General features: G+C 64.7%; 20 protein-coding genes. 9 read left to right on the top strand and 11 right to left on the bottom strand.

The features are described 5' to 3' along the window. Positions 1–5: 5 nt before the first annotated feature. The 3 genes from BMI90_RS13965 (at position 6) to cynS (ending at position 3,169) form a co-directional block, all read left to right on the top strand. Positions 6–851, top strand: coding sequence for a formate/nitrite transporter family protein (locus BMI90_RS13965; RefSeq protein WP_078530101.1), 846 nt, complete (start codon positions 6–8; stop codon positions 849–851). Positions 852–935: 84 nt separating this feature from the next. Continuing rightward, on the top strand, positions 936–2,660 hold the full coding sequence (locus BMI90_RS13960) for a bifunctional protein-serine/threonine kinase/phosphatase (RefSeq protein ID WP_078530100.1): 1,725 nt from the start codon (positions 936–938) through the stop codon (positions 2,658–2,660). Between the two features lie 44 nt (positions 2,661–2,704). Continuing rightward, positions 2,705–3,169 carry a cyanase gene (gene cynS / locus BMI90_RS13955; RefSeq protein WP_078530099.1) on the top strand — a complete coding sequence of 155 codons (465 nt, stop codon included), beginning with the start codon at positions 2,705–2,707 and terminating at the stop codon, positions 3,167–3,169. 60 nt (positions 3,170–3,229) lie between these two features. Here cynS and BMI90_RS13950 read toward each other — a convergent pair whose 3' ends face one another. Further along, positions 3,230–3,571, bottom strand: coding sequence for a hypothetical protein (locus BMI90_RS13950; protein WP_078530098.1), 342 nt, complete (start codon positions 3,569–3,571; stop codon positions 3,230–3,232). A 3-nt stretch (positions 3,572–3,574) separates the two neighbouring features. Next, positions 3,575–3,820 carry a hypothetical protein gene (locus BMI90_RS13945; RefSeq protein ID WP_078530097.1) on the bottom strand — a complete coding sequence of 82 codons (246 nt, stop codon included), beginning with the start codon at positions 3,818–3,820 and terminating at the stop codon, positions 3,575–3,577. A gap of 214 nt (positions 3,821–4,034) precedes the next feature. Here BMI90_RS13945 and BMI90_RS13940 point away from each other — a divergent pair, with 214 nt between their 5' ends. The 3 genes from BMI90_RS13940 (at position 4,035) to BMI90_RS13930 (ending at position 6,681) form a co-directional block, all read left to right on the top strand. Next, positions 4,035–5,096, top strand: a complete 1,062-nt coding sequence (locus BMI90_RS13940; protein ID WP_078530096.1) for a Hint domain-containing protein — start codon at positions 4,035–4,037, stop codon at positions 5,094–5,096. A 102-nt stretch (positions 5,097–5,198) separates the two neighbouring features. Then, positions 5,199–5,972, top strand: coding sequence for a gamma-glutamyl-gamma-aminobutyrate hydrolase family protein (locus BMI90_RS13935; RefSeq protein ID WP_078530095.1), 774 nt, complete (start codon positions 5,199–5,201; stop codon positions 5,970–5,972). A gap of 25 nt (positions 5,973–5,997) precedes the next feature. Then, entirely contained in the window at positions 5,998–6,681 is a 684-nt protein-coding gene (locus BMI90_RS13930) for a D-lyxose/D-mannose family sugar isomerase (protein ID WP_078530094.1), read from the top strand. On the opposite strand, the gene BMI90_RS13925 is transcribed toward BMI90_RS13930, so the two are convergent. Genes BMI90_RS13925 through glmU form a run of 3 tightly spaced genes read right to left on the bottom strand, consistent with a single transcriptional unit; the run spans position 6,682 to position 10,694 of the window. Beyond that, positions 6,682–7,533, bottom strand: a complete 852-nt coding sequence (locus BMI90_RS13925; protein ID WP_078530093.1) for a DNA alkylation repair protein — start codon at positions 7,531–7,533, stop codon at positions 6,682–6,684. Next, positions 7,530–9,344, bottom strand: coding sequence for a glutamine--fructose-6-phosphate transaminase (isomerizing) (gene glmS, locus BMI90_RS13920; RefSeq protein ID WP_078530092.1), 1,815 nt, complete (start codon positions 9,342–9,344; stop codon positions 7,530–7,532). The genes BMI90_RS13925 and glmS overlap by 4 nt, the downstream gene beginning before the upstream one ends. A 3-nt stretch (positions 9,345–9,347) precedes the next feature. Further along, on the bottom strand, positions 9,348–10,694 hold the full coding sequence (glmU, locus tag BMI90_RS13915) for a bifunctional UDP-N-acetylglucosamine diphosphorylase/glucosamine-1-phosphate N-acetyltransferase GlmU (protein WP_078530091.1): 1,347 nt from the start codon (positions 10,692–10,694) through the stop codon (positions 9,348–9,350). Between the two features lie 110 nt (positions 10,695–10,804). On the opposite strand from glmU, the gene BMI90_RS13910 reads away from it, so the two are divergent. Genes BMI90_RS13910 through BMI90_RS13900 form a run of 3 tightly spaced genes read left to right on the top strand, consistent with a single transcriptional unit; the run spans position 10,805 to position 13,935 of the window. Next, positions 10,805–11,482 carry an HAD-IA family hydrolase gene (locus tag BMI90_RS13910; RefSeq protein WP_078530090.1) on the top strand — a complete coding sequence of 226 codons (678 nt, stop codon included), beginning with the start codon at positions 10,805–10,807 and terminating at the stop codon, positions 11,480–11,482. 50 nt (positions 11,483–11,532) lie between these two features. After that, entirely contained in the window at positions 11,533–12,753 is a 1,221-nt protein-coding gene (locus tag BMI90_RS13905; protein WP_078530089.1) for a TCR/Tet family MFS transporter, read from the top strand. A gap of 3 nt (positions 12,754–12,756) precedes the next feature. Then, positions 12,757–13,935 carry a DegT/DnrJ/EryC1/StrS family aminotransferase gene (locus BMI90_RS13900; RefSeq protein ID WP_078530088.1) on the top strand — a complete coding sequence of 393 codons (1,179 nt, stop codon included), beginning with the start codon at positions 12,757–12,759 and terminating at the stop codon, positions 13,933–13,935. A gap of 310 nt (positions 13,936–14,245) precedes the next feature. Here the strand turns inward: BMI90_RS13900 and BMI90_RS13895 are convergent, their stop codons facing one another. The 6 genes from BMI90_RS13895 to BMI90_RS13870 form a co-directional block, all read right to left on the bottom strand. Beyond that, positions 14,246–15,784, bottom strand: a complete 1,539-nt coding sequence (locus BMI90_RS13895) for an amidase (RefSeq protein ID WP_078530087.1) — start codon at positions 15,782–15,784, stop codon at positions 14,246–14,248. Between the two features lie 220 nt (positions 15,785–16,004). Continuing rightward, positions 16,005–17,003, bottom strand: coding sequence for an acetamidase/formamidase family protein (locus BMI90_RS13890; protein ID WP_078530086.1), 999 nt, complete (start codon positions 17,001–17,003; stop codon positions 16,005–16,007). 45 nt (positions 17,004–17,048) lie between these two features. Beyond that, positions 17,049–17,762, bottom strand: coding sequence for an ABC transporter ATP-binding protein (locus BMI90_RS13885; RefSeq protein ID WP_078530085.1), 714 nt, complete (start codon positions 17,760–17,762; stop codon positions 17,049–17,051). Continuing rightward, positions 17,755–18,471 (bottom strand): ABC transporter ATP-binding protein, encoded by a 717-nt coding sequence (locus BMI90_RS13880; protein ID WP_078530084.1) that lies wholly within the window; start codon positions 18,469–18,471, stop codon positions 17,755–17,757. Before BMI90_RS13880 ends, BMI90_RS13885 begins: the two co-directional genes overlap by 8 nt. After that, entirely contained in the window at positions 18,471–19,541 is a 1,071-nt protein-coding gene (locus tag BMI90_RS13875) for an ABC transporter permease (RefSeq protein WP_078530083.1), read from the bottom strand. The genes BMI90_RS13880 and BMI90_RS13875 overlap by 1 nt, the downstream gene beginning before the upstream one ends. Before the next feature lies 1 nt (position 19,542). Next, positions 19,543–20,415, bottom strand: a complete 873-nt coding sequence (locus BMI90_RS13870; protein WP_078530082.1) for a branched-chain amino acid ABC transporter permease — start codon at positions 20,413–20,415, stop codon at positions 19,543–19,545. Positions 20,416–20,469: the final 54 nt, after the last annotated feature.

Raw genomic sequence — 20,469 nt, 5'->3', positions numbered from 1 at the left:
AAACGATGTCTTATGTTCAACCGAAGGAATTCGCCGCGAAGATGGTCGACGCCGGTGAATCGAAAGTCTTCATGTCGACCAAGGATACCCTGATCCGCGCCTATATGGCGGGGGCCATCCTCGCACTGGCGGCCGCCTTCGCGGTCACCATCGCGGTCAATACCGGCAACTTCCTCGTAGCGGCGCTGCTGTTCCCGGTGGGTTTCTGCACGCTCTACCTGCTCGGTTTTGACCTGCTGACCGGCGTGTTCACGTTGGCGCCGCTGGCGCTGCTGGCCAAACGTCCGGGCGTGACGATCGGCGGTGTCCTGCGCAACTGGGGCCTCGTGTTCCTCGGCAATTTCGGCGGTGCACTGACCGTGGCCGTCTTCATGGCGATCATCTTCACCATGGGCTTCAGTCAGGAACCCAATGCTGTCGGCCAGAAAATAGGCAAGATCGGCGAGGCCCGGACCTTGGGATACGCCGCTGCCGGCGCTTCGGGCATGCTGACCGTCTTCATCCGCGCCGTGATGTGCAACTGGATGGTCTCGACCGGCGTGGTCGCGGCGATGATGTCGAACTCAGTCTCGGGCAAGATCATGGCGATGTGGATGCCGATCCTGATCTTCTTCTACCTCGGCTTCGAGCATTCGATCGTCAACATGTACCTGTTCCCCTCGGGCATCATGCTCGGCGGCCAGTTCACCTGGGTCGACTACTTTGCTTACAACGAGATCCCCGTCGTGCTGGGCAACCTCGTGGGCGGCCTGACTTTCGTAGGCGGCATGATCTACGCCACCCACTTCCGCGAAAGCCCCAAGCGCAATGCCGCGAAGTCCGAAGGCAGCGTCGGCGTCCCCGCTGAATAAGCCTTCGACAGCCCGCAAGCCCCGTCACCCTTCCCGGCGGGGCTTGCACCTTTTCATCCTCCTGTCGTGAAAGGTCCGACCGCCATGCCGAGGGACAGCGCCAGCCAGACCCGTCTCGAGGTCACGCTCGGCCAGTTCGCGAGCGCGGGCCGCAAGGAGAGGATGCAGGATTTTCATGGTGCGGCTCTGCCCGAGGGCATCGAGCGGCGCCTCAAGGGGATCGTTCTGGCCGTAGCCGACGGCATCTCCCCGAGCCCGGTCAGCCATGTCGCCGCCGAAAGCGCGGTGAAGGCGCTGATGGGCGACTATTTCGCGACCTCGCCCGCCGAGACAGTGCGCTCCGCGGCAAGCAAGGTGATTGCCGCGACCAATAGCTGGCTTTACGCCCAGACACGCCATGCCGGGATCGACGATCCGGACCGCGCGCATATCTGCACGCTCAGCGCGCTGATCCTGAAGGCGCGTCGGGCGCATCTGTTTCACATGGGAGACACCCGCATCTGGCGGCTCTCGGGCGCGGCACTCGAGCCCCTGACCGAAGATCACACGGCCCCGGGCGGGGGATGGCTGACGCGGGCGATGGGGCTCGCGCCGCAGATCGAGATCGATTGTCGCCACGTCGATTTGCGTGTGGGCGATGTCTTCATGCTCACCAGCGACGGGGTTCACGCGTACTGGGATATGCGCGCGGTGGCCCGCCGGATCGCGGAGGCGAGCGATCTCGATCAGGCCGCGCGCGAGATCGCCGAGGCGTCGCTCACCGCAGGGTCGCCCGACAATCTCACCATCCAGATCGTGCGGATTGAGGCGCTGCCCGATCCCGAACCCGCCGATCTCATGCCCGAAGCTGCCCACCTGCCGGTGATCGATCCGCCCGCGCCGGGCGAGGAGATCGACGGCTACCGTATCCTGCGCGCGTTGCACGGCAATGACCGTTCGCATGCCTTTCTCGCCGAGGACGGCCTGGGGCGGCAGGTGGTGCTCAAGTTCCCCGCCTCCGAGATGCGCGAGCGCCCCGATCACCTGCGTGCGATGATGGCCGAGGAATGGATCGCACGGCGCTTCGCCTCGCCCCACTTGATGACCGCGCCGCCCGCCCGCGAGCGCACGGCCTTCTATGTCGCCTCGGATTACATCCCCGGCCAGAGCCTGCGCCAATGGATGCGCGACAATCCCCGTCCCGATGCCGAGAGCGTGCGCGAGATCGTCGAACAGATCGACCAGGGGCTGCGGCTGATGCATCGCCGCGAGATCCTGCATCAGGATCTGCGCCCTGAGAATATCCTGATCGGGCGCGACGGGGTTGTGCGGATCATCGATTTCGGCTCGGCCTGGGTTGCAGGCGTCGCCGAAGCGGGGCCGGCGCGCGACGAGGATATCCTTGGCACCCAGCAATACAGTGCGCCGGAATATTTCTCGGGCGAGGCGATCAGCTGGCGCGCCGAGATGTTTTCGCTGGGCGTCATCACCTATGAGATGTTTACCGGCCGTCTCCCCTTTGGGGCGCAGGTCGCACGGATTTCCTCGCCGCGCGATAGGCTGCGACTGCGCTATCGTCCGCTCACCGATCTGCGCCCTGATCTGCCCGACTGGATCGACGCCGCGCTAGAGCGCGCCTCCCATCCCGATCCCGCGCGCCGCCCCGATGCCTTGGGCGAGTTCATCGCCGACCTGCGCCGTCCCGCAGCCGATTACGTCGCGCGCAACCGTCGTCCCCTGATCGACCGCGACCCGCTCACCTTCTGGAAAGTGCTGAGCACGGTTCTGGGGCTCGCAGTGGTGATCTTGCTCGCGAACTTGCTCGCATAACCCCGAATGGCCCGCCAGAGGCCGCTACTGACAGGAGAGAGACGATGACGATGATGATCCCCGATATTCTCGACAAGGAAGACGTGACCGTGATGATCATCGCGGCCCGCAAGAAGCTCGGGCTGAAATGGGCCGAGATTGCCGAGAAGATCGGCATGTCGCCGGTCTTCACCCATTCCGCCTGCATGGGCATGAACGCCTTCCCGGCGGAAAAGGCGAAAGCGCTGTGCGAGGTGCTGGGCCTTCCGGGCGAGGCGGCCGAGGTGCTTGCCGAAAGCCCCACCAAGGTCTTTGACCAGACCGTGCCGACCGATCCCTGCATCTACCGCTTCTACGAGGTGGTGGGCGTCTATGGGCCGACGCTCAAGGCGCTGATCCACGAGGAGTTCGGCGACGGGATCATGTCGGCCATCGATTTCGACATGTCCGTGACGCGCGTGTCGCACCCCAAAGGCGACCGCGTGAAAGTCGAGATGTCGGGCAAATACCTGCAATACAACGCCTGGTGAGGCGAGGCGGGCGCGCGCAGTCGTCCGCGCGCGCCCGCTATCCAGATCGGGTCTTCCCGGTCAGATCCCCTTGGCCAAGCTCTGCGCGATGAGCGCCGCGCGTGTCTTTTCCAGCGAGGGATGGATCAGTGCGTTCTCGATCGCGGCGACCTGCTCGTAATCGAGCGCGTCCAGCGGCTTGCCGCCTGCGAAGGGGGTGGCGCGGGAGATGTCGAAAGCGCTCAGATGCGGGTCCGAGGGCATGTAATACGCCGGATCAGGCCCCGATTTGGCAGCGCTCGACGCGCCATCGGGCATCATGTCTTGCGGTGACGGGCCACTCGCGGCCGATGCGGCCAAAGCGCCGAAAGCGCTCATCGCGATTGCAAGGCCGAGCCGGGTCAGAGTGCGGCAGAAAAACATTGTCTACCTTTCCTTCAGAATGGCGAGAATCGTGGCTTTCTTGTCGGCCTCGTCGGTGCGTTGAACGAGTACGGATTTGATCACCGCGATCTGGCGAGCCGAGAGGTTCGACAGGTCCACATCCCCGACGAGTTCATGGATGCGCTGGATCTCGAGTTGCGAGAGCGGTTGGCCGGCAAATACGCTTTGAGGGGAAAGCGCCGGCAGGGCGGCGACCCCAAGGGCCGCAATCAGGGCAAGGTGTTTCATCGCGAAAAACTCCGGACTGGTACTGGCCTCATGATGGCGGAGCGCATGGGCAAAGCAAGACGGGGGGCATGCAAGTTTCGGTGAACGGCGCCCGCGCCCGCTTGACGTCAGGGGAAACGCGGGGGCTTCCCTGACTGCAAAGCCTTGTGATACCATGGCAAAAAATGAACGGGGCAAACTCACGACCCCGAAAAACGAGCAGGATAAAGCAGGTATGAGGGCCGGGTATCAGGGCACCTTCGTCATTTCGTGGGCGCAAACAGAGATCGACGGCACGCCGGAGCCGCCGACAGAGACCGTCATCATCGGCGCTTGCTGGCGTTGGTCGGGGCAGGCGGTCTGCGTCGATGGCCCCAATGACCGGCTGATCCTGCGCAACGCCCGTGGCGAGGCCGAACTGCGCGCCAAGGCCGCGCGGGCCGTTCGCAAGCTCTTGGGCGAGGCGGTGGGCCAGCCCGGGATCGGCACGCGCGAGGACGAGGACGACACGCCCAACCAGAGCTTTACCCTCACCGATGGCCATCACGCCTATGTCGTGACTCTGATCGAGCTGCCAGAAAGCGGCACCCGCATCCTGATGTTCGCAGGCCGTATGCCGCCCGCGCAAACCGACCTCTGGGTCGTCGATCGCGCGCTTGACCTGCGCCCGAAAGAGCTGCGCAAGGGACCGGCGGGGGTGATCTGTTTCACGCCCGGAACGCTGATCGAGACCGATCGCGGACGTCGCCCCGTGGAGGCGCTGCGCGAGGGCGACAGGGTGTTGACCCGTGACGATGGTGCGCAGCCAATCTGCTGGATCGGGCAGCGCCGGATCTCGGGCGCGCGGCTGCATGCGATGCCGCATCTGCGCCCGGTGCGGATCGGCGCCGGCGCCTTCGGCATCGGGCGCCCCGATCGCGACCTGATTGTCTCGCCGCAGCATCGGATGCTGGTGCGCGGGGCCGCCGCGCGCGCGCTTTTCGCTGAAGAAGAGGTTCTGGTGCGCGCCTGCGATCTGGTGAACGGCCGCCAGATCCGCTTCGAGGCGGCGATCCCCGAGTTGCATTACATCCACTTGATGTTCGAGCGCCACGAAGTGCTCTGGGCAAACGGCGTCGAGACCGAGAGCTTCCACCCCGCCTCTACCCGAATCGAGATGATCGCGCCCGAGCAACGGGCGGGGCTGATGGCGATCCTTCCCGATGTGTCGGAGAACCCGCTGAGCTATGGCGCCTATGCGCGCCGCGCGCTCAAGGCCTCCGAGGCCGCGATCCTGCGCCACGATCTCGCCGCCTGATCCCCGCACCTCGGTTTCCGCGCCTGACGCACAGTTTCGTGCGCATTTTGCGCCTTTTCTCTCGCGCCCGTGCGCCCTAGCCTTGGGTCAAAGGAGACCTCCATGACCAGACCCGTCGTCGGCATCATCGGCAATCGTGGCCTCGTGAATGACCGCTATCCCGTCCATGAGGGCGGGCAGATCAATTCCGAGGCCGTGAGCAAGGTGGCCGATTGCATCCCGCTGCTGATTCCGGCCGATCCCGAATACGTCTCGGTCGAGGAGCTTTGCGAAGTCTGTGACGGGTTCCTGCTGACCGGCGGACGGCCCAATGTGCATCCGGCCGAATATGGCGAGGAACCCACCGAGAAACATGGCACCTTCGATCGTGCCCGCGATGCGATCACCCTGCCGCTGGTGCGCCGCTGCGTCGAGACCGGCCAGCCCTTCTTCGGCATCTGCCGGGGCTTTCAAGAAGTGAATGTCGCGATGGGCGGCACTCTCCATCCCGAGATCCGCGAAATTCCGGGCCGGATGAATCACCGCATGCCCCCCGAAGGCACGCTGGAGGAGGCTTTCACCAATCGCCATATCGTGCATCTCGTCCCCGGAGGGCGTTTCGCGACGCTTCTCGGAGCGGATGAGGTGACCACCAACACGCTGCACGGCCAGGGGATCTGCCAGCCGGGGGCGCGTATCGTCATCGAAGGGCGCGCCGAGGATGGCACTCCCGAGGCGATCTACGTCAAGGACGCACCGGGTTTCACGATGTCGGTGCAATGGCATCCCGAATGGCAGGCGGCGGAAGATCCGGTCTCGCGCCCGCTATTCGAGGCTTTCGGTGATGCGGTCCGCGCCTGGGCGCGCGGCGAACGTCCCGCGGCCTGTGTGGCCTGATACCAAACCGATCTGGGAGAAGAGAATGAAGCGCTCGCGCGTCAATGAGATCATGGCCGAGGCCGAGGAGATGATCCAGGAGTTCGGCTTTCGTCTGCCGCCGTTCGCCTGGTGGAGCCCGGCCGAGTTCAAGGCCCGCCTGCCGCAGGCCCAACGTATCGTCGAGGCCGCGATGGGCTGGGATATCACCGATTACGGGCAGGGCGATTTCGACAGGCTCGGTCTCTTCCTCTTCACGCTGCGCAACGGCGATCTGCGCGACCTTCAGGCGGGTCACGGCATGGCCTATGCCGAGAAACTGCTGATCTCGCGCCGCGATCAGATCAGTCCGATGCACACCCATGTCATCAAGGCCGAAGACATCATCAACCGGGGCGGGGCGATGCTCGCGATCGAGCTTTATGGCTCGGATGCGGAAGGGAATTTCTGCGAGAGCGCCGGCGGGCAGGTGATGTGCGACGGCGTTCCGCGCCGCTTCGAACCCGGCGAGGTGTTGATGCTGCGCCCCGGAGAAAGCGTCACGCTGCGCCCCGGCGACTGGCACGCCTTCTGGGGCGAGGGCGGCGATGTGCTGATCGGCGAGGTCTCGACGGTCAATGACGACAAGACCGACAATATCTTCCGCGACCCGATCGGGCGGTTCTCGGAGATCGAGGAAGACGAGGCGCCGCGCCACCTGCTGGTGAGCGATTACGACAAATTCCTGTAATCAAAGGTATTTGGCGGCTTCCTTGCGGGCGAAGGGCTTGAGCCTTTCGCCATGATCCGCGAGCCAGGCGCGCACGCGCTCGGGGTCTTTCTTGCCCAGCTCCCGCAGCCACCAGCCGATCGCTTTCTGGATGAACCAGTCGCGGTCATCGGCCAGTTGCATAGCCCAGCCCAGAACCTCGTCCCGCACGGCCTCATCCTCGGGTTTGGGGTTACGCTGCTTGGTCCAGGGCAGGGTGAAGACGAAGGCGGCGCGCCGGGTCCACATGTGATCCGAGCGCACCCAGTCCGCCACCTCGTCGAGCCGCGCAGGCTCGGCTTGCAGCCGTTTCGAGCCCGCCTTGGCCACCTGATCGGCAATCGCCCAGGCGTCGAATTGCGGCACCCAACTTGCGATGAGGTCCCAAGCCGCTTCATCGGGGCGCAGCCGCGCCTGCGTCAGCAGCTTGGCCGCCGCGATCCGGGCCTCGTGAATGTCGGTCTCCCAAAGCGCGCGGGCCAATTCCACGCGCCCCGCGACGTCCAGTTGTCCGCGCCAGAGCGACACCATGTCGTCAATCGCCGGAACGGACACGCCCAGATACCGCCTCTCCGCCTTGTGATAGGCGGCCATCTCGGCGGCTTTCCCTGCATCCTCCCAAGCCTCGAGCGCATGGAGTGCGTCCTCAAGCGTGGGCGGCGGGCCGACCGGCGCTTCGTCCTCTTCGGGTTCCTCGAAACTCTCGTAATCCACTTCCGAGGCTGCATAGGCCTCGGCCTCGGCGCGAAGGCGCGCGTCTTCGACGGGGTCGAGCGGGGCGAAATCCTCTGCGCGCGGGCGGGCGATGCGCTTCTTGCCGCGTTTCCGGCTCATTCGACCGTCACCGATTTCGCGAGGTTCCGCGGCTGATCCACATCCGTGCCCTTCGCGACGGCCGTGTGATAGGCCAGAAGCTGCGCCGGGACAGCATAAAGGATCGGCGCGAAAGGTTCAGCGATTTCAGGCAGTTGAATCTGCGCCCAAGTGCCGTCTCCGGCGATCTGAAGTCCCTTTGCATCCGAAGCCAGCAGCACCATCCCGTGACGCGCCATCACCTCCTGCATGTTCGACACGGTCTTGTCGAAGAGCCGGTCGTGCGGCGCCATCACGATCACCGGAACCGAGCGGTCGATCAGCGCAATCGGCCCGTGTTTGAGTTCGCCCGAGGCGTAGCCTTCGGCGTGAATGTAGCTGATTTCCTTGAGTTTCAGCGCGCCTTCAAGGGCCAGAGGATACATCGGCCCACGCCCCAGGAAGAGGATGTCCTGCGCCTCGGCGAGGCTCTCGGCGAGCTTCGCGATCGGCTCCGAAAGGCTCATCGCCTGGTTCAGAAGGCCGGGAAGGCTGCGCAGCGCCTCGGTATGTGCGCTCAAGATTTCATCGTCGATCTGCCCCCGGTCGCGCCCGGCTTTCAGCGCCATCACGGCAAGGACCAGAAGCTGCGCGGTGAAGGCCTTGGTGGAGGCCACCCCCACCTCGATGCCTGCAAGGATCGGCAGCGCGATATCGGCCTCGCGCGCAATCGAGGAACTGGGCACGTTCACCACGGCCACCGTCTTGGCGACATTCTCGGCGCAGTAGCGCAGCGCCGCCAGCGTGTCGGCCGTCTCGCCCGACTGGCTGACGAAGATCGCGAGGCTGCGCGCTGACAGAGGCGGTTCGCGATAGCGGAATTCCGAGGCCACGTCGATTTCACAGGGAATGCGGGCGAATTCCTCGAACCAGTATTTGGCCACTGCGCAGGCGTAATGCGCTGTCCCACAGGCGATCAGGATAATCCGGTCGATGTTGGAAAAGTCCAATTCATCGGGCATGTTCAGCCCCGATTTCGGCAGATAATGTCGCAAAGCATCCGCCAGGACGACGGGTTGCTCGGCGATCTCCTTGGCCATGAAATGCTTGTAGCCGCCCTTCTCGACCTGCGCCTGACCGAGGTCGATGCGTTGCTCGTCGCGGTTCGCGCGGCGGCCCGAGGCGTCGAAGATCTCCGCGCCTGCGCGAGTGACGAAGGCATAGTCGCCCTCTTCGAGATAGGTGATCCGGTCGGTCATCGGCGCCAGCGCAATCGCGTCCGAGCCCACGAACATCTCGCCATCGCCATGTCCGATCGCCAAGGGCGAGCCCTTGCGCGCGGCGATCATCAGGTCGTCCTCGCCATCGAAGAGCCATAGCAGAGCGAAAGCCCCCTCGAGCCGCCCGAGCGCCTCGACCGCAGCCTCCTTCGGACCCATGCCCCGATCCATGAACATGCGGGTGAGAAGGGCAACGGTTTCGGTGTCGGTTTCCGTTTCGGGACTGATCCCGGCTTCGGCCAGCTCGGCGCGCAGTTCGCGAAAGTTCTCGATGATGCCGTTATGGACGACCGCGACCGGGCCGGAGCGATGCGGATGGGCATTTCCGGCCGTCGCCGCGCCATGCGTGGCCCAACGGGTATGGCCAATGCCCGACTTGCCTGCGAGCGGCTCATGCACCAGCAGGTCCGAGAGGTTCACCAGCTTGCCGACCGCGCGACGGCGGTCGAGATGCCCATTGTTAACCGTCGCGATCCCGGCACTGTCATAGCCGCGATACTCCAACCTCTTGAGGCTCTCGACCAGCAACGGTGAGACCTCGTGATTTCCCAAAACACCAATAATTCCGCACATATATCAGGCTTTCTTCAGGCGCCGTTCTTTCTCGGCGCACAGTTTCGCAAATAGCTTTTTCGCCAATCCGGGGCGGTTCACCTGCTCGGCGCGTTCGATCGCGATGGCCTCGGCGGGCACATCCTTCGTGATCACCGAGCCCGAGCCCGTCAGCGCCCCGTCGCCGACCGTCACCGGAGCCACGAGCATCGTGTCCGAGCCGATGAATGCGTTCGCGCCAATCGTGGTGCGATGCTTCATCACGCCGTCGTAATTGCAGGTCACCGTGCCCGCTCCGATATTCGTATGCTCGCCGATATCGGCATCGCCCAGATAGGTCAGGTGGCCGACCTTCACGCCTTCGGCGAGGATCGAATTCTTCACCTCGACGAAATTGCCGATATGCACGTCTTCCGCCAGTTCCGCGCCGGGGCGCAGGCGGGCGAAGGGACCGACGGTCGCCCCGCGCGAGATATGGCAGCCTTCGAGATGACAGAATGCCTCGATGGTGGCGCCGGATTCGATGGTCACGCCGGGGCCGAAGACCACGTTCGGGCCGATCACCACGTCGCGCCCGATATAGGTGTCGAGCGCAAACCAGACGGTTGCAGGATCGACCATCGTCACGCCGTTTTCTTGCGCCTCGGCACGCATCCGTTCCTGGAACAGCGCCTCGGCGCGGGCAAGCTCGGCGCGGGTGTTGATGCCGAGCGTTTCCGCCTCGTCGCAGGTCACGACTTCGGCCGTGAGGCCGCGCTCGCGCGCCGCGGCAACGATGTCGGTGAGGTAATATTCGCCGGCGGCATTCTCGTTCGACAGCCCCGCGACCAGTTCGGTCAACAGCACGGCATCACAGGCAATCACGCCGGAATTGCAAAGCGTTATTGCGCGTTCTTCATCCGACGCGTCCTTGAACTCGACGATCCGGTCCAGCGCGTTGCCGCGTGCGACCAGCCGTCCGTAGCGCCCCGGATCGGCCGCCTCGAAGCCCAGCACGGTCACCGCCGCATCGGAGGCTGCAAGACGCTCCAGCGTCTCGGGGCGGATGAAGGGCGTGTCGCCGTAAAGCACGATCACGCGTCCATCGAACCCGTCGAGCCTGGGCAGGGCCTGCGCTACGGCATGGCCGGTGCCGAGCTGTTCTTCCTGCAACACGATTTCCGCCTCGGGGTCGATCTTGCCCACCGCCCTCTTCACCAAATCCGCACCATGGCCTGCCACGACGATCACCGTCTCGGGTTCGAGCGCGCGGCCTGCGGCCAGCGCATGGGCCACCAGCGGCGCGCGGCCGACCTGATGGAGCACCTTGGGCAGGTCAGAGTTCATGCGGGTACCTTGCCCCGCGGCGAGAGTGATCAGTGCAATGGCCATGAGAAACCTTTTCTTCTGCTCGCCCCCGTTTTACGCATTGGCAACTTTGCCGCAAGTGGGGTGTCTTCACGCTTCCTTTCGCGGTGTTACGAGCGACAAAAGGAGAGCCGATGCGCACGGTGGTTTTCGATCTCGATGGCACGCTGGCCGATACGTCGGGCGATCTGATCGCGGCGGCCAATGCCTGCTTTGCCGCGCGCGGCCATGAGGCGCTTCTCGATCCGGCCAGCGATGCGCTGATCGCTTTTCACGGCGGGCGCGCGATGCTGATGGCAGGGTATGACCGGCTGGGCGTGCCCGAGGCCGAGCGCGAGGAGATGATCGAGGCCGATTACTATCCGCTTCTGGCCTATTACGGCGAGAATATCGACCGTTACACCACGCTTTATCCCGGCGCGGTCGCGGCGGTGCAGACCTTGCGCGCGCAAGGCTACGCCACCGCGATCTGTACCAACAAACCCGAGGGGCTGGCGCGCGATCTGCTGGCGAAATTCGCGATTTCCGACCTCTTCGATGCGCTGATCGGCGCCGATACGCTGCCGCTGCGCAAGCCCTCGCCCGAGCCCTATCATGCGGCGGTCGAGCGGGCGGGCGGGACTGTGGCGGCCTCGCTTCTCGTGGGCGACACCAATACCGATCGCGAGACCGCGCGTGCGGTGGGCGTGCCGTGCATCCTTGTCACGTTCGGCCCCGAGGGGCGCGCCATCGAGCGTCTCGCGCCCGAGGCCTTGCTCGATCATTTCGACGCGCTGCCCGATCTGGCCGCGCAGATGCTCGGGAGCGCTTGACAGGGCAGGGCGCGCGGCACAGCCTGCGCGCCTCTCCTCCGCGAAATCCCATGCACAGTCCCCAGATCGCCCCCGCCAAGCGTCACGCCACCGCTTTCGTCCTGATCGCGGTGTTTCTCGACATGGTGGGCTTCGGGCTGATCATCCCGGTGCTGCCCTCGTTGATCGCGCAGGTGGGCCATCTCGATCTCGCGCAGGCGAGCCGGATCGGCGGCTGGATGTTCGCGGCCTTCTCTCTGGCGCAGTTTCTCTTCGCGCCGCTTATGGGGAACCTCTCGGATCGCTTCGGCCGGCGCCCGCTCCTGCTGCTCGCGATCGGGGGGCTGGGGGTCGATTATCTCTTTCATGCGTTCGCCCCGACCGTGTTCTGGCTGTTCGTGGGGCGGATTATCGCCGGGGTCTGCGGCGCTTCCTACGTGATCGCCAACGCCTATCTCGCCGATGTCACTCCCCCGGCCGAGCGCGCCCGTGCTTTCGGCCTGATCGGGGCGGCCTTTGGCTTCGGGTTCATCGCGGGTCCCGCCCTGGGCGGCTTTCTGGGCGAGCTTGGCCCGCGCGTGCCCTTCCTCGTGGCGGCGGCACTGTCGGGGTTGAACCTGCTCTACGGCATCTTCGTGCTGCCCGAGAGCCTGCCACCCGCGCTGCGACGCCCCGTGAACTGGCGCGCCTGCAACCCGCTGGGCACGCTCGCGGTGTTTCGCCAATATCCGGGCGTCTTGCCGATGGGCGCGGCACTTGGAGTCTATCTCTTCGCCTCGGCTGTTTATCCGGCGATCTGGCCCTTCTGGGGCATGGCGAAGTTCGGCTGGTCCGAGGGGCTGGTCGGACTGACGCTGGCGGGCTACGGCGTCGTCGCGGCGCTGTTTCAGGGCGGGCTCGCGGGCCCGCTTGCGCGGATTTTGGGCGAAGCGCGCGTGGCGGGGATCGGCCTTGTGCTTGGCGCGGTTCTGGCCGTGGCACTGGGCCTGTCGAACAGTCTCGCGATGGTGCTGATCGTGCTCGTGGTGACAGGGATCGAGGGGCTGGTTCAGCCCATGATCTCCTCGCTGATGTCGAATGCCGTGCCCGAGGATGCACAAGGCGCGCTGCAAGGCGGGATCTCGGCGGTGATGAACCTTGCTATGCTGCTGGGCACCTTGTTCTTCACCCAGATCTTCGGGATATTCCTCGCCGAGAACGCCCCGGTGCGCACGCCCGACATGGCCTTCTATGTTGCGGCCATCATTCTTCTGGGCGCGTGGGCGCTGTTCTGGCGCGCAAGGAAACTGTGAGCGATGGACGAGATCTTCACCGGCAATTTCACCCAGCAGGAGCCGATCCCCGAAGACGCGATCGCGAAGGCCGTGGAGGTCATGCGCTCGGGCCGTCTGCACCGCTACAACACTGGCCCCGGCGAGGCGGGCGAGGCGGCGCTGCTCGAGCAGGAATTCGCCGCCTTCACCGGCGCGCGCTATTGCCTCGCGGTCGCCTCGGGCGGCTATGCGCTGGGCTGCGCCCTGCGCGCGCTTGGCGTCGGGCCGGGCGAGAGCGTGCTGACCAACGCTTTCACGCTCGCCCCCGTGCCGGGCGCTATCGCCGCTCTCGGCGCTCAACCCGTTTTTGTCGAGACGACCGAGAACCTCGCCATCGATCTCGAGGATCTGGCGGCCAAGGCCCCGTTGGCGCGGGTGCTGTTGCTCTCGCATATGCGCGGCCATATCTGCGATATGGATCGCCTGATGGAGATCGCGCGCGCCCATGATCTGACGGTGGTCGAGGATTGCGCCCATACGATGGGGGCTCATTGGGCCGGTGTGCCCTCTGGCCGCCATGGCGTGGTGGGGTGCTATTCGACCCAGACCTACAAGCACATGAATTCCGGCGAGGGCGGGCTGATCGTCACCGATGATGCCGAGTTGGCCGCTAAGATGATCCTGCTGTCGGGAAGCTACATGATGTATCCGCGCCATCTCGCGGCTCCCGGCCCGGACGTATTCGAGGCCCTCAAATACGACACCCCCAATGTGTCGGGCCGGATGGACAACCTGCGCGCCGCGATCCTGCGCCCGCAATTGCCGACGCTGCCGGACCGGGTCGCGCGCTGGAACAGCCTCTATCGCGTGATGGAGGCGGGGCTTGCCGACACGCCCGGCCTTGCACTCATCGCGCGCCCGCAGGCCGAGGCCTATGTCGGATCGTCCTTCCAGTTTCGTCTGCCGGGGCGAGACGCGACATCGATGCGCGATCTGGTCGAGCGCTGCGCCGCGCGTGGGGTCGAGCTCAAATGGTTCGGCGCGCCCGAGCCCGCAGGCTTCACTTCGCGCCATGACAGCTGGCGCTATGCCGAGGCGCAGAGCCTGCCCAAGACCGATGCGATCCTAGCGAGCCTGCTCGATCTGCGCCTGCCGCTGACTTTCACCGAAGAGGATGCGGGCCAGATCGCGCGCGTTATCCGCGCCGAAGTTCTGGCCTGAGGGGGGGGAGGGGCGCTGCCCCTCTTTCCTTCGGAAATTCACCCCGAGATATTTGGATCAAGAAGAAGCGGCGCGGGGCTTCTCTTCTTCTTGACGAAAATATCTCGGGGGAGTCTCCTCAGGAGACGGGGGCAGCGCCCCCGGTCTGACAGGCGGTCCTGGGAAAAAACGGTCGGTTGTCGGTTCGGTTCGCGCCGCAGGCAGTGATCGGGTGCAACGCCTCCTATCCTGTTCCAACGCTTCCAGTGCGGATTTGTGCGAGCCCGTGGACGCAGTTCCTCCATGTCGGACCCGCGCTGCGTCGCACTGCTCAAATCGCGGGTTTGCGGTGCAAGGTGCCTTGCTCATAGGCGTAGGCGCATTGGATCAGGAGGTGTTCGCTCCATTGCTTGCCAAGGAAGATAAGCTCGAACGGCGCGCCCGAGGCGTAGTAGCCCGCCGGAACGGTGATCCCCGGGATGCCCGCGATGTTCAGCTCCCCGACGGTCGTCTCGAGGATCGCGTCGCCCGAGTGAAGGCCCGGTAGTTCGCACAGCATCTGCGGATAGACGAGCGCGTCGAGCTGGTGACGCGCGAAGACGTCCTCGATCAGGAGCAGGTAGGCGCGCTTCAACGCGGTGAACTCGGGCAGCGCGGGCGGCGTCGCCGGAGATTTCACGGCCTCGACGAAATCGGGAAGTTCGTTGAGGAAGCCAAGGATCGCCCCCTTCGCGAGCACGTTTTCGTATTTCGTGGCCTCGACGAATTCCTCCCAGGTCTTGATCGCGGCATCGGGGCCGAGCCGTTCGAGATATTTCGTCATGTCATAGGGGATCGATTCCAGTCCCCGACCGTCGAAGAAGGGCGTGCCGGGTGTGATCTGGCGGTAACTCGCGAAATCCGTGCCCGCGAACGGGTCGAGGATAAGCTCTGCGCCCAGATCGGCCAGCTCGTCGATGGTGCGGGCGTAGAGATCGCTGGCCTCAGGGGACAGTTCGTTCTTACGCCATCCCGGCCCGTAGAGGCCGAGCCGCTTGCCCTTCAGCGCGTCCTTCGACAGGCCCGAGGCGTAGCCGCCGTCGGGGATCTTGTCGACGCAGGCGAGCGTCTTGGGATCTTCGGTGGTGAAGCCCGCCAGCACATCGAGGCCAAGCGCCGCATCGGTCACGTTGCGCGCAATCGGCCCGACCACATCGCGATTGCCCGAGAGCGGCACGACCCCGGCATTCGGCACCAGCCCGATCGTCGGCTTGATGCCCACGAGCCCCTGCGCCGAGGCCGGGTTCTGGATCGACCCGCCGGTTTCTTCGGCGAGACCCATGACGCACATATGGGTGGCAACCGCCGCCGCCGAGCCCGCGCTCGACCCGCCCGGCGCGCGGTCCTCGATCGCGGGGTTGATCGTGGGGCCCGCCCAGCTGTCATTGGCGTGGGTTCCGGTCCAGCTCAGGATCGGCACGTTGGTCTTGCCGAGGATGACCGCATCGGCTGCGCGCATCCGCGCCACCACGGGGCTGTCGCGCTCGGGCATCAGATCGACCCCGCCCGCTCCCGAATAGAGCAGCCGCCAGCCCGCCGTGGTGGGGATGCCCGCCATGTCCATCGGATCCTTGACGACGATCGGGACCCCGGCCAGTGGCCCGAGCGCCTCACCCGCCGCGCGCCGGCGGTCGATCTCGCGGGCGGTCTCGAGCGCAGCTTCGTTCTCGAAGATGATCGCGTTGTATTTTCCGTTCAGCGCCTTGACCTGGTCGATGCAGGCCTGCGTCAATTCCTCTGCAGTGAACTGCCCCGAGGCCAGCCCCTCCCGGACGGTGGCGACGGTGAGCGTTCCGAGATCCGGCAGATCGGGATTCGTTTGGGTGGACATGAGAGACTCCTTTTCCGTTTGGCGAGCAAGATGCCGCCAACGCCCGAGCCGTGCGGGCTGGCTCCTAGGTGACAAGGCTCGGTCCGTTGCGCGCAGCCGCGCCCACATGAGGGACCGAAGCCGGGAAGAAAAAGGTCGTCTCTGCCCGCGAAGCTGCCTTCAAAGGCAGAGACGACAAGGAAGCGAGCCGCGCGACAAGGGATCGGCACGCGGCCCGAGCTCATTCCGCAATGCCGACGATCGATTTCAGGACCGAGGCTCCGACGGTGTATTTCGGATCGACCATGTTCCCCAGACGCACGCGGCCGCACTGGGTCAGCAGCATGTAGGCGTCGATCTCGTCGAAACCGAAATCAGCGGCCATCCAGCGGATCAGTTCGCGATAGGCGCCGCGCGCGGCATCTTCCATCGGGCGCGCCGAGCCGACCGTCATGTAGAACTCTTCGTTCTCGAGGCGCGGCGTGCGGATCGTCCAGTTCTTGATCAGGTCGATGCGCACGGTGGTGACAGTCGGATGTTCGACCGCGACGCCGCAAAGCTCACCATCGCCCTGTGCGGCATGGCAATCCCCGAGGAACAGGTAGCCGCCCTCGGTTTGCACCGGCAAGTAGACGACCGCGCCGGGCGCGACATCAGGCAGATCCATGTTGCCGCCGTAATAGTCCGGCACCAGCGACGAGATCGCCTCGGCAATCGGGGCCGTGCCGATCGTGCCGATGAAGGGCTCGTAGGGTAGGCTGATCTTGTCGTTCCATTTCGTGCCTTCCTCGACGGTGATCTCGAGCTTGCGCACCACCTCCGGCAGCGGCGCGGTCAGGAGCGCGGTCTCGAAGGTCGGAACCAGCCCGCCGAATTCGGGCATGATCACGGTGGTGCCCCGCGGCTGCGGACCACGCGGCACGATGCTTTCGATATAGACCGCGATCGTGTCGCCCGGTTCGGCGCCGTTGACGTAGATCGGGCCGTTCTGCGGGTTCAGGAAGGGGAAGTTCAGGATCTCGGTCGGCTTGTCGGATTCCGACTTGATCGCGCCCTCGAAAGCGTCATGGGTCTCGGCGCTGACCACGGTGCCCGGATCGACGGTCAGGACCGGCTCGATCCCGGCGGTGTAGATGTAGGGATAGCTTCCCTGTTCTTCCTCGGTGATCGTGCGCGTCTCGAGGGCCTGACCTTTCGCCACGCCCTTGCGCGCCATGATGGACTCTTCAAACCAGCTCATAAGTTGCTCCTTTCATTCTGAATTTCTGGAAAGTGTTTCGGCGGATCAGACCGACAGGTATCGTCGGATCGTGTCGCGATCCTGCAGCATCTCGCGGTCGAGCTCGGCCACGATGCGGCCCTTGTCCATGACGTAGCAGCGCTGCGCCATTGCCCGGATCATGTCGACATTCTGCTCGACGAAGACCACGGTCACGCCGGTCTCGCGGTTCAGCTCGACCATGATGCGCGCGATGTCCTGCACGATGTTCGGCTGGATCCCCTCGGAGGGTTCGTCGAGCAGGATCATCGAAGGGTCGCCCATCAGCACCCGCCCGATGGCGAGCTGCTGTTGCTGACCGCCCGACATCGTGCCCGCGCGCTGATCGGCGCGTTCTTTGAGGATCGGGAAATAGCGGTAGATCTCGTCGACCTTGCCGGGGGTGGACTTGCCCGCGATGCTTTCGCCGACGAGCAGGTTTTCGAGCACGGTCATACGCGGGAAGACATCGCGCCCCTGCGGCACGTAGCCGATGCCCTTGCGCGCCCGGTTATGTGCGGAGACGAGGTCGATAGAGGCACCGCGCAGGTTGATCGAACCCCTGTCGGTCGGCAACAGCCCGATCAGCGTCTTCATCAGGGTCGATTTGCCGACCCCGTTGCGCCCGATCACGGCGACGATCTCGCCCTCGCGGACCTGAAAATCGACGCCTTGCAGAACCGGCTTGCCGCCATAGCCCGCATTGAGCGCGATCACGTCGAGAAGGACTTCCTTACGCATCAACTTCTCCCAGATAGATGGCGGCGACACGTTCATCGGCAGTGATCTCGTCGATGGTGCCCTGCGCGAAAATCTTGCCGAAATGGAGCACGGTAACCTGGTGGGCGATCTGGCGCACGAAGGCCATGTCGTGTTCGACGGCCAGCAAGGTCATGCCCTCGCGGTTGAGCTCCTGAAGCATCTCGCCGGTGGCGAATGTCTCGTCAGGGGTCATCCCGGCGGTCGGTTCGTCCAGCAGCAAGAGGCGCGGCTTCAGTGCCACCGCCATGCCGATCTCGAGCCACTGTTTCTGACCGTGGCTGAGATTTCCCGCGAGCTGCTTGCGGTCCTGCGAGAGTTTAAGGAACTCCAGCAGCCGGTCGATCTCCTCTTGCAGGATCTCGGGCGCGACATGGTGCTGAAGCGCGATCGTCAGGTTCTGCTGGACACTCAGTTCCTTGAAGATGCCGGGCACCTGGAACTTCACGCTGATCCCCTTGCGGATGCGCTCGAAGGGCTTCGCGCGGGTGATCTCCTCGCCGTCATAGAGAATCTCGCCGCTATCGGGCAGGTGCTCGCCCAGGATCAGCTTGAAGAAGGTGCTCTTGCCGGCGCCGTTGGGACCGATCAGGCAGTGCATTTCTCCGGGCTGGAGCGCGAAATCGACATTGCCCGTGACGTGAAGCCCGCCGAAATGCTTGTTGAGCTGGCGTGTTTCGAGAATGGCCATCACCGCTCTCCTTCCAGTTTGGATTTCCGGCGCATGAAGGGCGAGAGCAGCGCGATCACGATGCCACGCGGGGCGATCAGCACGGTGATCACCAAGAGCGTCCCCATCACGATCAGCGCGTATTGGCTGCCGTAGATCGTGAGCGACTGGAACACGATGAGCACCGCGAGCGTGCCGACCAGCGTCGTCGTGAGGTCCGTGCGTCCGCCGACCGCGACCCAGACGATGGGCAGCGAGGCCGCCGTCATGCCCATCGAGGCGGGCGTGATGTAGTTGCCCCAGGAGGTGTAGAGCACCCCCGAGAGGCCCGCGAGCGCAGAGCCGATCACGAAGGTCGCAAGCTGATACTTGCGCACGTCATAGCCCAGCATCTCGGCGCGCATCGGGTTCTCGCGGATCGCCACGATGACATTGCCGAAGCGCGAGTTCACGAGGATGCGCAGCCCGAGATAGCAGACCAGCAGCAGCACCAGCGTGACGTAATAGAGCGTCACGTCCGGGTAGAGGACGATATTGCCGCTCGGCCACGGGATCGTCAGCGAGGGCATCGCCCCCATGCCGTTGAACCCGTTGAGGCGCGCCTTGCCGATCGCCCATTCCGGCCCCGCCGTCTGCGCCATGAAGCGTTCGAGCACCAGCGTCACCGAGAGCGTCACGATGCCAAGGAATACGCCGCTGATCCTGCCGAAGAACAGGAAATAGCCAAGGATCGTCGCGAAGAGCGCGCTGATGCCCACCGCAAGCGCGAGCGAGATCAGCGTCAGCCCATAGGCGTCCCCGAGGTTGATCGTCAGGACCCCGTAGGCATAGCCCGCGACCCCGAAGAAGGCGGTCTGGCCGAAGCTCAGCGCCCCGCCATAGCCCCAGATCAGGCTCAGCCCCATCGCCATGAAGAGCCAGTTGAAGAAGTAGACATTGTTGCCCACGTCGTAGCTGTCGGCGAAGAACGGATAGGCGCAGGCGGCCAGCAGGACGACGCCGAAGCCAGACCAGAATTTCGGTCCCTTGCCGAGGGTTTGCGGCCCCTCGATGAGCTTCAGGAAGGAAATGAAACGGGATGCGCTGCTCACGTCAGGCCCTTTCTTTCAGGATCTTGCCGCTGATGCCGCGCGGCAGGATGCGGATCACGATGATGACGGCGATGAGCATGCCGATCTGACCGGCAAGCTGGCCCTGCCAGGAGGTCAGCGAGGCCTTGATGAAGCCAAGCACGACCGCGGCGGGCGCCGTTCCGAGGAAGATATCCGCGCCACCCACGACGACGGTCACGAACGCCTCGACCATGAAGGCCGCGCCCATCGTCGGCACGAGCGTCATCGTCGGCGCGTAAAGCCCACCGGCGAGGCCAGCAAGCGCCGCACCCAGACCGAAGGTCAGGCTGTAGATCAGGTTCGTGTTGACCCCGAGGGCCTCGGCCACATGCGGCACCTGGATCGTGGCGCGGGCGAGGATGCCGAAGCGGGTCTTGGTGAACATCAGCCACAGCGCGGCGAGGGTCACGAGCGCCATCACCATCAGCACGATGCGGTAAATCGAATAGGAATAATCGCCGACCGAGAAGCTGCCGAAAGGCGTGCCGCTGCCGGCCATCGTCGTGCCCAGCACGATCAGCGTGCCCTGGGTGACGATCATCGAAATGCCCCAGGTCGCCACGATCGTATCGAGCGGGCGTTTGTAGAGCGGACGGATCACCACGACCTCGACGATCATTCCGGCGAAGCCAGCGGCAAGGGAACCCAATGCGATAGCGATCGGCAGGGGCACGCCCATATGGGTCGCGCTCGTCGAGACATAGGCGCCGCAGAGGATGAATTCGCCATGCGCGAGGTTGATCACACCCATCATGCCGAAGATCACCGCGAGGCCGCAGGCGCTGAGCACGAGGAAGGCGAAGGCGTCTCCAAACTGATAGAAGAAGCTGAAAAGAGAGTAGAGGAACTCCATCGACCGTCCTTTCTTGGTGGCCAGCGTTCGGGAAAATCCGGGGAAGGAGAGATG

It is taken from the genome of Thioclava sp. L04-15 (assembly GCF_002020275.1).
Classification (GTDB): Bacteria; Pseudomonadota; Alphaproteobacteria; order Rhodobacterales; family Rhodobacteraceae; genus Thioclava; species Thioclava marina.
This window is presented reverse-complemented; position numbering and strand designations above follow the sequence as displayed.